The 11213-nt window shown below is 41.2% G+C and carries 8 protein-coding genes; 3 read left to right on the top strand and 5 right to left on the bottom strand.

The features are described 5' to 3' along the window. Positions 1-32: 32 nt before the first annotated feature. From K429_RS0126165 to K429_RS0126185, 5 genes are all read right to left on the bottom strand, one after another. Complete coding sequence (locus K429_RS0126165; RefSeq protein ID WP_007214172.1) at positions 33-989, bottom strand: ABC transporter permease; 957 nt, start codon at positions 987-989, stop codon at positions 33-35. Continuing rightward, positions 976-1725 carry an ABC transporter ATP-binding protein gene (locus K429_RS0126170; RefSeq protein WP_007214173.1) on the bottom strand — a complete coding sequence of 250 codons (750 nt, stop codon included), beginning with the start codon at positions 1723-1725 and terminating at the stop codon, positions 976-978. Before K429_RS0126170 ends, K429_RS0126165 begins: the two co-directional genes overlap by 14 nt. 2 nt (positions 1726-1727) lie before the next feature. Next, positions 1728-2876, bottom strand: a complete 1149-nt coding sequence (locus K429_RS0126175) for an NEW3 domain-containing protein (protein ID WP_029328684.1) — start codon at positions 2874-2876, stop codon at positions 1728-1730. A 177-nt stretch (positions 2877-3053) separates the two neighbouring features. Further along, a complete protein-coding gene (locus tag K429_RS0126180; protein WP_029328685.1) occupies positions 3054-4358 on the bottom strand; it encodes a PAS domain-containing sensor histidine kinase in 1305 nt (434 codons plus the stop codon). A 13-nt stretch (positions 4359-4371) separates the two neighbouring features. Beyond that, on the bottom strand, positions 4372-5742 hold the full coding sequence (locus K429_RS0126185) for a sigma-54 dependent transcriptional regulator (protein WP_007214176.1): 1371 nt from the start codon (positions 5740-5742) through the stop codon (positions 4372-4374). Between the two features lie 217 nt (positions 5743-5959). Here K429_RS0126185 and K429_RS0126190 point away from each other — a divergent pair, with 217 nt between their 5' ends. From K429_RS0126190 to K429_RS0126200, 3 genes are all read left to right on the top strand, one after another. Continuing rightward, complete coding sequence (locus K429_RS0126190; RefSeq protein ID WP_007218522.1) at positions 5960-7453, top strand: TolC family protein; 1494 nt, start codon at positions 5960-5962, stop codon at positions 7451-7453. A 49-nt stretch (positions 7454-7502) separates the two neighbouring features. Further along, complete coding sequence (locus K429_RS0126195) at positions 7503-8753, top strand: efflux RND transporter periplasmic adaptor subunit (RefSeq protein ID WP_007214179.1); 1251 nt, start codon at positions 7503-7505, stop codon at positions 8751-8753. 69 nt (positions 8754-8822) lie between these two features. After that, the gene (locus K429_RS0126200) at positions 8823-11186 is read left to right on the top strand and encodes an ABC transporter permease (protein WP_029328686.1); all 2364 of its coding nucleotides are present in this window, start codon (positions 8823-8825) and stop codon (positions 11184-11186) included. The last annotated feature ends 27 nt before the right edge of the window (positions 11187-11213 follow it).

Genomic DNA, 11213 nt, shown 5'->3' on the forward strand with positions numbered 1-11213 from the left:
TCAGGGATTTCTTCCTAACCTAACCAATCAATTTACCTTGAACGTATTTCTCTACGCATAAATATGATATAAGAGAGTGCAAAACAGAGAATTGTAACTGCAATCAATCCTGTTAGCTGTGGCCATATAACCAGCAAACTCTGTCCCAATGGGAGAGGGCTGGGTATTGCCCCTTGAACCTGCTCCATCATTAACGGTCCCAAGCTTCGAAGTGATGGCATCAGCAATACAGAAGTTGCCTGATTGAATAATTCGCACGGATTCAATGACATTATGCCCCAAACTATTTTTTGATAACCGACAACATAATAAGGCGGCATCATATCAGAAGGCATGAACATCTTAGCAACCCAATTGACAATCATCGTATAAAATACACTGAAAAACAACCATATCGCCAGAGAAGCCAAAGCTGAAGTAGCCGTCTGCCGGAAGCAGAGCGAGAACAGTATCGCCATATTCAACCAAAGACCTACATAGAAAACACTTAGGATCAAAAAGGAAATGATACGGGCAAATTCTTCCGGTGTAGGTGGAATACCGATGGCTATCAGCCCGGCTCCCATTACCAAAAAACCTAATACAAACAGCATAATTGTAATCACAATCAGTGCAGCAACAAATTTGGCATTGATTATACAATCACGGTGTATCGGCTGTGATAATATACGGCATAATGTCCCTTTGTTCAGCTCCGAATTCATGGCATCAAATCCTAAGGCAATACCTAACAGCGGCCCTAAAAAGTTGATGAACAAAACAAAAGAAGGCAATGTGCCATCGGATACAGTAAACAATTTCAAGAAGAAAAAAGTATCTTCCACATCACCTGATTTGACAGCCTCATGCATACTGGTGAGTGATGTATACAAGGCTCCCAAGCAAGTGAGCGTGATAATGGCAAGTAAAATAATAAAGCGCCAACTACGCACATGATCCCGGATTTCTTTATTCACAATAACCCAGAAAGGCTGCTCAATTCCGTTCATACTTCTCACCTCCTTCCTTTATATAATTATTGTAGATATCAATAAGTTCTACTTGTTTACCTTCCATTTCTCTAAGATCAAGCTGTGCCAGTAATTCTCCGTGATTAAATAAGCCCACACGATCACAAGCTTTCTGTACCTGATCCAGATTATGTGAGGAAAATAACACGGTGAAAGAGTGAACCCTACTCAAATTACGAATCAATTCTATAAATTCCTGAATTCCGGCAGGATCGATACCGGATGTCGGCTCGTCCAGAATAATGATTTCCGGATTCTTTATCAATACATCCGCTAAACCCAAACGTTGCCTCATACCGCGGGAATACTTTCCGGTCTTTTTATTCACCTGTTCGGCAAGTCCAACCCGACGCATAAGTTCCTTTGCTTTCTCTTCAGCCTCTTTCCTTGAAAAGCCGTTCAGAAGTGCTGTATAGATGAGGTTTTCCAACCCGGTCATATCATCATAAAAGCCTAAATCTTCAGGAAGATAACCAATTTTCCTCTTGACTTCAATAGGATTTGTAGTGGAGTCTATTCCACAAATTTCCACTTTACCGGAAGTTGGTTCTGTCAACCCTAGCATCATCAGGATAGTTGTGGATTTTCCCGCACCATTCGGACCCAATAATCCGAAAATCTCTCCTTTGCAGATTGACAGGCTAATATGGTCTACAGCAGTGAAATTACCGTATTTTTTGGTTAAATCGGTAAGTACAATCACTTGTTCGCCCATAATTACCTCCTTCCATATTTTCGGAATAGGTAATAGACACCTCCCACAGCTACAACGATGACTAATATTCCTACCCAACCCCAAAGCATTGGTGTTTTTACTGCAATTCTGAATTGTGCAGTTGCATTTACTTCGGGAGTTCTGGCTTCCATTGTTGCTACATAGTCGCCTGGCAAAGCTTTTTTCGAAGCTTTCATTATAGCCGTAACAGTAGATGTTTCTCCAGCTTTTAATATTTCTATTTTGGCAGGTTCAAAAGATACTTCCCAATCTTTTGGCTTACCGGATGAGAGTTGAATATCCTTTAATAAAGAGGAACCTGTGTTTCTGACAACTAATTCCAGACGCTTCACATCTCCGGCAGTTATTTCAGTACTCAACAATCCCCGTGGAGTAGTCAGTTCCATTTGATATGTACCGGTAACCACCACTTCCAAATCCAGATCAGCAGAAGTATTACCGGCTACTGCACGTACTGAAACCTTATAATTCCCAGCTTCAACATTAGCCGGCGGAGTGACGTCTATCGACACATTCTGGCTGGCATTCGCTTCTACTTGTGCGGAAGTTGCCTGCTTATAATTAGGTTTAAAAATTACATTCCATCCTCTGGGCGCATTAGACATCAATGCATATAGCTGCTGATCAGCCGTCTGATTCTTCAGTACGGCATTAAAAGTAAATGTCGATTTTGAGTTACCTTGCATATTGGGCTGATCAGTAGTAAATTCAGTCTGATAGGTACCTTGCTGAGCTACGGTGACAGTCAAAGGAAGTTGACAGCCTCCAGCAGCTACAACAAAATTGTAGCTACCCTTGTTTATTTTTAATGGAACTTCCAATTTCAAGTTAAAGTCTTTCTTTTCACTAGGCAGGACAGCTAATTTGTTAATATTCCAACCACCGGATTTCAATTCACGTTTCCAACTTGCTGGTAATCCTGTAACAGACAGATCTACATTGACCGGAATATCCGAATTATTGATTAAATCAATTTTGTAATCAATACTCGTTCCCGGAGAAACAGAAATCTTTGTATAAGGAGAATAAAGAAACACGCTTGGAATTGAGTCAGAGGCGTGTGTGTAATTCACGGGTATTAAACCCAACAAAATAGTTAATAGCAGCAAATAATTAGTTCGCATAATCATATAGAATTTTATGGTTAATTAAATATGAGTTATCGATTTATGTGGCTGCAAAAATAAATAATGGAAAAATTAGTAGCTGTTAAAAGCAATAAAATATCGGCACAGAATTTTTATGATTATATAATATTTATATTTTTTAATAGACACAGAACAACCTTTTGCTGCTGCAGTATTTATCTAACAGAATTGTAAAGTAAAACAACTTCCTTTTCCCGGTTCCGAATAAACGGTAATATTTCCTCCATGCTGATTCATAATCTGCTTGCAAAGACTGAGTCCGATACCCGAACCAGCAGTTTTTGTTGTGAAGAATGGAACAAATATTTTATCCTGTACTTCAGGTAAGATACCTTCACCATTATCCCGAACAGTAATAGTACAACGCCATGCAGTAAGAGAAGAAGTCACTTTCGGTGCAAAAACAGCTTTAACCTCAATCTTGGGCGTTTCGCGGCGGGCAGATGCTTCACGAGCATTTTTCAACAGATTAATAAGCACTTGTTCTATCTGAGCACGATCCACATCCAGTGTTTTCTCCAAAGGTGGAAGCTCGAAATGAATAGTTTCATCAGGAAAAAGTTTCTGTAAATCGGTGAATAGCTCCCGAACCGGCACGCTGGCACAAACAGGAGCGGGGAGACGGGTAAGACGACGATAGTTTTCTACAAAACCTAATAGTCCCTTACTACGTCGATGAATGGTTTGCATAGCTTGTAGCATTACAGCATATTCTTTTTCGCCCGCTGCATCTTTTAATGTAACGGGTACACCACGCTCACTAAGTGTTTCAGAGAGGGAAATGATAGGAGTAATGGAATTCATGATTTCATGAGTGAGTACACGTATCAACTTTTGCCAGGCTTCCATTTCATTCCGTTCCAGTACAGAATGAATATTCTTCAAACTGATAAGGCGCCTCTCCATGCCACGGGCTACAAAGAGAGTAGTAGCTACTGCCATTTCTAAAGTGGTTCCATTTCGATGAATACGTATGACCTGCGTTTCACCGGAAGGAAGGCTCAAAAGCTCGGCCGGCAATTGCGGATCTTGCCCTAACTGGGCAGTAGCAGCACGATTCAGCCACTCAATACGTCCGGACATATCAGTCACTAATACAGCAGTATCTACCTTGTTCAGCAGACTTTCGTAATACTGATGTTTTATTTCTTCTTCCAACAGGCGGGCACGAAATGCCTGCAAGGTTTCAGATAGCTCTACAGCCATTTCTGTCATCAGTTTATTTTTATAAGGTGGACGGAAAGCTTGTGTCATGTCATTATAACGCAAACTGTCCGTCAGGCGACGCATCATCTGCAATTGCTTCATCTGTATATAATAAAGGTGTATTCCTGTCCCCAGAAGAAACAGGAATGTTATAAGCATGCTAAACCATAAATCAGCACAATATAACACATAAACGCCAACAGAAAGTATTGCCAGCAGACAGATATGCAAGATAACAACCAAGGAATACTGCTTCATATTACTTCTTAATTTATAATCCCAGTTTCTCAATCTTCCTATACAATGCAAAGCGCGTAATTCCCAAATATTCCGCAGCACGTGTCATATTCCCCTCGCTCAACCGCATTGCCTTTTCTACAGCTTGCCGTTCCAATTGTTCCAGATTAAGTATTTCTTCTTCTTTTTTAAGACGGGGGGAGGAAGCCTGGAACAAGAAATTATCGGGGCGAAGCAATGAACCGTCACCCAAAATCACCGCACGCTCCATCGTATGCTGTAACTCACGCACATTTCCCGGCCAGGAATAACGCAGCAATTTAGCTTTTGCTTCACGTGTCAAGCCCCGCATTTCCTTTTGATATTTCCGGGCATAACGCTGCAAGAAATAATCTGCCAGAAGAATAATATCATTTCCCCGTTCCCTCAAAGGAGGAATATGTAGTTCAATCGTATTGATACGATAAAGTAAATCCTGCCGGAAATTCCCTTCTTCCACCAGATGGCGGATGTCCGCATTTGTAGCACAAATCAAGCGTACGTCGATGGATACAGATTGTGTACTACCCAAACGACTGATCTGCCGTTTTTCAATAGCAGTCAGCAGTTTTGCTTGCATAGGCAGTGACAAATTTCCTATTTCATCCAAAAACAATGTACCTCCCGTTGCCACCTCCATCCGTCCGGCTTTCGGTTTCCGGGCATCAGTAAATGCACCTTTTTCATAGCCAAATAATTCACTCTCAAACAATTGTTCCGGGATACTGCCGAGATCAATTGTAACGAATGGCCGTCCGTAACGTGGCGAACAACGGTATAACAAACGGGCTATCACATCTTTTCCTGTTCCATTTTCACCAAGTACAAGAATGTTAGCATCTGTATCACGCAGCTTCTCTATCGTGGCAAACACTTCCTGCATCGCGGCAGATTCACCAATAATAGATTCTTCCACACTACTTCCCGCACCGCTAAGTACTTCCACTTGTTCTTTTAGCAGATTAACTTCACAGCGGGAACGGCGTAACTTAATACCGGATGAGAGTGTAGCAAGTAGTTTTTCTTTTTCCCACGGTTTCGGGATGAAATCGGTAGCACCCGCTTTAATGGCCCGTACCGCTTTATCTGTATCTGCATATGCTGTCATAAAAATAACAACCGCCTGAGGATCAATACGCAAGATTTGTTCCAGACTCTCAAAGCCTTCCTGCCCACTGATGGCGTCGCGACTGAAGTTCATATCCAGCAGGATAATGTCCGGCTGGAATGTCGTCATGAAATATTCGATACGATCGGGGGTTACTGCTACTTTTATTTTTTCCGCATAAGGTTCCAACAGAAGGTTGAGGGCAAAAAGTACATCCTCATTATCATCTACTATTAATATTTTTCCTAATTGTTCCATACGAAGCTATTATTATCCGATAGTCTTTTCTGCAATATGAATATATCCGATGTGCAAAGATAAACAATATATCGATGTGTTGTGTGTGCGTATGCGCACTATTTTTGTGCGGTATGGCACACGCTCAATTTACATCATACAGAAGTATAACATTGTAATACAAAGCATTACATCTTTGGCATAAGATTTGAATCTCTTCTACCAAAAGGAACATACTATGTACAAAAAAATACTTTTATTATTAATAGCTTGCGGAACTCTTATAACTATTGATGCGCAGGAACACACTATGGAGCTGACATTAGGTCAGACCATAGAGCGTGCCCGCCGACAATCACCCGATGCGCAAACAGCCCAACACAGTTTTCGTTCCGCCTACTGGAACTACAAATATTATCGGGCCAACTATTTGCCCGCCTTGAAATTAACTTCCGATCCGTATCTGAATCGTGCCATCAACAAAATTACAATGAGCGATGGTAGCGTGAAATTTGTGGAACAAAACTTATTAAGTACCGACCTCACCTTAAGCCTGACACAGAATATTCCTTGGACAGGTGGTACACTGTTCGTGGAAACTTCTGCCCAGCGGCTTGATTTATTTAGTGACAACTCTACCTCCTGGCAGACATCACCCATAAATGTCGGCTATAGTCAGTCTCTTTTTGGATATAATAGTCTGAAATGGAATCGTCGTATCGAACCATTGCGTTACCAGGAAGCCAAGAAAACTTATGTGGAAACCCTGGAGCTCGTTGCTGCCAATGCTACGCAGAAATTCTTTGCCCTTGCCACTGCACAAAGCAACTACGAAATAGCTTCTACCAACTATGCCAATGCAGACACCTTATATACATATGCACAAGGGCGCTATAATATAGGTACCATTACCGAAAACGAGATGCTACAATTGGAACTTAATAAGCTGACCGAAGAGACAAATCGTATGAATGCCCATATCGAAGTAGAAAATTGCATGCAAGAACTCCGTTCGTATCTCGGTATCCAGGAGGATATACTGATCAAAGTAGATGTCAGCGATCATGTTCCCAATCTTCACATAGACCTAAGCACAGCTTTAATCACAGCACGTCAAAACAGCCCGGATATACTGGACATGCAGCGACGCAAGCTGGAAAGCGAAAGCCGGGTAGCCAGTGCCCGTGCCAATGCCGGACTGAAAGCCGATCTTTACTTGCGTTTCGGACTGACTCAGACCGGCAATAAACTGAAAGACGCTTATCACAATCCCTTGGACCAACAATATGTCACCCTCGGCATTAGTCTGCCTATATTGGATTGGGGACGTGGCAAAGGACAGGTCCGGGTAGCCCGTTCTAATCGTGACTTAACTTATACTCAAGTAGAGCAGGATAAGACAGACTTTGAACTGAATGTCCGCAAACTGGTGAAACAATTCAATTTACAATCCCAGCGCGTACATATTGCCGCCCGCACCGATGAGACGGCTCAACGACGTGCAGATGTAGCCCGACGACTTTATATCCTGGGAAAGTCTACCGTACTCGACCTCAATGCTTCCATCAGTGAAAAAGATGCCGCCCGACGAAATTACATCACTGCACTATATAACTACTGGAGTTTATACTACACCCTCCGCAGTATCACACTTTATGATTTTGAAGTAGATGCACCGCTGACAGAAACAGAAAGAATAGAGGAAGTGATGGACAAGATGATAAAAAAATAAAGGGACATATTATAAACTTGACTATAAATTGTAAAACAATAAAGATATTATGGATATTAAACTCGAAAAGAAACCTTGGTACATCCGCTACCGCTATTACCTAGCAGGAGGAATTCTATTCCTTGCTTTCATTATTTACGTTATCATCCTTTCTGCCGGTCCCAGCAAGCTTCGCATCGACCAGGAGAATGTGCAGATTGCCGAAGTCAAAAATGATAAATTCATGGAATATGTAGACGTGGAAGGACTTATACAACCCATCCTCACCATTATCGTTAATGCCCGTGAATCAGGAAGTGTAGACCGTATAGTAGGCGAGGAGGGAAGTTTACTTCAAAAAGGAGATACAATCCTTGTGCTCGAAAACCCTGATCTGATACACAACATTGAAGAACAACGTGATGATTTGGAGAAGCAATTGATTTCTTTCCGTGAAAAAGAAATTGAGATGGAACAGAAGAGCCTGACCCTCCAGCAACAAACTTTGCAAACCAACTATGAGTTGGCCCGTCTTCAAAAAAGTTTCAATCTTGATAAAGAAGAATATAAAATGGGGATAAAAAGTAAAGCTCAACTGGAAGTTGCCGAAGATGAGTATAATTATAATGTAAAGAAAGCAAAGTTACAACGCGAGAGTTTGCGTCAGGATTCTGTTGTTGCCATTATCCGCAAAGACCTGATTCATAATGATCGGGAACGTGAACGTAAAAAGTATGAACGCGCTTGCGAACGACTGGACAATTTAGTGATTAAGGCCCCCGTCGCCGGACAGCTTAGTTTCGTAAAAGTTACTCCGGGACAACAAGTATCATCCAACCAAGGTATTGCCGAAATCAAGGTACTAGACCAATATAAAATACATACTTCACTCAGTGAATACTACATAGACCGTATCACTACAGGGCTTCCCGCCACAATTAATTATCAGGGGCGTAAATATCCACTCCGTATTACAAAGGTAGTTCCCGAAGTAAAAGACCGCACTTTCGATGTCGACTTAGTATTTACCGGAGAGATGCCCGACAATGTACGTGTAGGAAAGAGCTTTCGTGTACAGATAGAGTTGGGACAACCCGAACAGGCCATCGTTATCCCACGCGGTAATTTCTATCAGGCTACCGGTGGTCAATGGATTTACAAACTAAACGCATCCAAAACGAAAGCAATTCGTGTCCCTCTCAGTATCGGACGCCAGAATCCCCAGCAATACGAGATTACAGACGGTTTACAGCCGGGAGATTGGGTTATTACGACGGGATATGATAACTTTGGCGAAGCGGAAGAACTGATATTAAAATAAGGAACAAATACAGCATCATCAGAGAATAGCAAAATAACAGAAAGAGATTAATATAATAAAGACTGAAATATGAAAACACTCAAATATGCCTGGCGCTTCCTGATACGCTCCAAATCATATACGATTATTAATCTACTGGGGCTGGCCTTCAGTCTGGCATGTTGCATTATTCTATTCCGCTATATTCACAGGGAATTGACAGTGGATAGCCATTGCATTGACCGGGAACAGGTTTATGGTGTCAAAGCGGATATGGGTGGCAATAAATATTTAAGTATGCTTATTAATAGGGGAGATAGCAGCCTTATCGATCAACGCTACATCAATAAGCAGAGCAACTTCATTCCGTTGGAGAAAGACCATATAATGGTTGGGGCAAATCGGTTTCCTTCGCGAATCATCGTAACAGACAGTATCTTTTTTCAGCTATTCCGCTACCCGGTGGTGCAGGGAAATATTACATTACCTTCTCCGCACTCCGCTTTAGTTACAGAGGCATTTGCCCACAAGCTCTTCGGTAAGGAGAATCCGGTAGGTAAAATCATCCGTTGTTCTAATGGAAAGGACATAACCATTGAGGGTGTATTGGGTAATCCCGGAAACAAGACTTTCCTGCAGTTCGATGTAGTATTGTCTAAAGCCTTATCTGATAATTGGGAACGTATGGCTATAGACTTGTTTTCATTCATGCCGGGCACTGATATAAATAAGCTAAACAAAACAGGTAGTATCCCAAGATATATAAACTCGCCCGAAAGCGGTGATACGCGTACTTATACTTATTCTTTGATTCCCGTCAAACAATTCTATTGGGATAGCTCCATCAGTAATGAGGAGACATTGATGTTCTCTGCCGGCAGCTATTCCCATCTGTGGATTATGATAGGAGTATGCCTATTAGTGTTATTAGCAGGTATTATTAATTTCATCAATATCTATCTGGTTGTCATGCTCCGGAGGGGAAAAGAATACGGATTGAAAAAGGTGTTCGGTGCAAGGGGTAAAGAACTATTTCTTAATATATGGATAGAGAATACTTTGTTGGTATCAGCCGCTATGCTCATAGCTTGGGTGTTTGTAGAAGTAAGTACTGTGCCAGTGAGAAATCTTTTCAATCATCAGTTTAGCTATACGACATTTGACTGGCAATTATCATTAGGCATATTGGTAGTACTCCCATTGGTTACTTCTCTTTATCCATTCATCAAATACAATTATACTCCCCCTATTGTCTCCATCCGTTCTATAGGTTCGGAAAGTCGTTCAATACATTCACGGATCCTATTTCTGGGGATTCAGTACGTACTCACTTTTTTATTGGTAGTAATTTCGCTTTATTTCAATAATCAACTGAATATGTTGCTTAGTACCGAACCGGGGTTTCGTACCAAAGATATTATCATTGCTCAGCTGACTTACGAATCAAAGGATTTTAATACTTACACGGAAGAGAGCATGAAACAACAGCAGGAGCGAGTGAACGCATTAAATAAGGAGCTTTCTTCCTGTCCCTATATAGAAGATTTTGAGACTAGCTATATTGACATTCTTAAAGGAGATTATGGCAGTGATTATATAAACGAGCAAGGGAAGAAGATCTACCTGAATATGCGTCTTGCCACGCCTCATTTTTTTCGGGTCTATGATATTAAATTTATCGAAGGCGAGCTCCCCGATTTATCAGATAAAGGCTTTTTCGGAGTTCTGGTGGTGAATAAGGCAGCTATGAAAGCCTTAAACTACACCACTTGTCAAGGTGCCAGCATAGAAAATCCCCTGAAAAGAGGAAACGAATCCAAAACCCAACCCATTGTAGCGGTGGTAGATGATTACTACAACGGACATTTAACTTTAGGAAAGAAACCTACTGTTTATATGGTGAGCAATCAGATGAGCGGCGATGTCTATCAGATAGCCTGTGTGCCGGGTAAAAAGAAAGAAGTGCTTGAGTTCCTACGTAAAACGGAATTAAAGATTTATGGCAGTGAAGATTTTGAATACAGCATTCTGGAGGAAGACGTAAAAGCAATCTATGCCCAGGACAGACAAACAAGCATTATTTATTCCGTTTTTGCTTGTATTGCGATTATAATTGTAGGTCTCGGGCTATTCGGTATTTCTCTGTTTGATATCCGACAGCGATATCGGGAAATAGCCATCCGCAAAGTAAACGGAGCACAATTGAGCAATCTGTATGTAGTTCTGTTCCGCAAGTACATTTGGGTAATAGGAATTTCCATATTGATTACCATACCTTTATCCTATTACCTGATATACATCTATACGCAAGATTTTGTAGTGAAAGCTCCTATCAGCATATTCATTTATTCCATAGCCATACTGGTAGTTTCTGGCATTTCGTTAGGTACATTGCTCTGGCAAGTGAATAAAGCTGCACGGATTAATCCGGCAAAAATTATGAAAAGCGAATAAGAAATAAAATATAACTAAAATATAGAA

This window comes from Bacteroides sp. 14(A) (genome assembly GCF_000526555.1).
GTDB lineage: Bacteria > Bacteroidota > Bacteroidia > Bacteroidales > Bacteroidaceae > Bacteroides > Bacteroides cellulosilyticus.

Coding starts and splice junctions, on each gene's coding strand:
- K429_RS0126165 (WP_007214172.1), bottom strand. CDS start 989: ATGAACGGAATTGAGCAGCCTTTCTGGGTTATTGTGAATAAAGAAATC.
- K429_RS0126170 (WP_007214173.1), bottom strand. CDS start 1,725: ATGGGCGAACAAGTGATTGTACTTACCGATTTAACCAAAAAATACGGT.
- K429_RS0126175 (WP_029328684.1), bottom strand. CDS start 2,876: ATGATTATGCGAACTAATTATTTGCTGCTATTAACTATTTTGTTGGGT.
- K429_RS0126180 (WP_029328685.1), bottom strand. CDS start 4,358: ATGAAGCAGTATTCCTTGGTTGTTATCTTGCATATCTGTCTGCTGGCA.
- K429_RS0126185 (WP_007214176.1), bottom strand. CDS start 5,742: ATGGAACAATTAGGAAAAATATTAATAGTAGATGATAATGAGGATGTA.
- K429_RS0126190 (WP_007218522.1), top strand. CDS start 5,960: ATGTACAAAAAAATACTTTTATTATTAATAGCTTGCGGAACTCTTATA.
- K429_RS0126195 (WP_007214179.1), top strand. CDS start 7,503: ATGGATATTAAACTCGAAAAGAAACCTTGGTACATCCGCTACCGCTAT.
- K429_RS0126200 (WP_029328686.1), top strand. CDS start 8,823: ATGAAAACACTCAAATATGCCTGGCGCTTCCTGATACGCTCCAAATCA.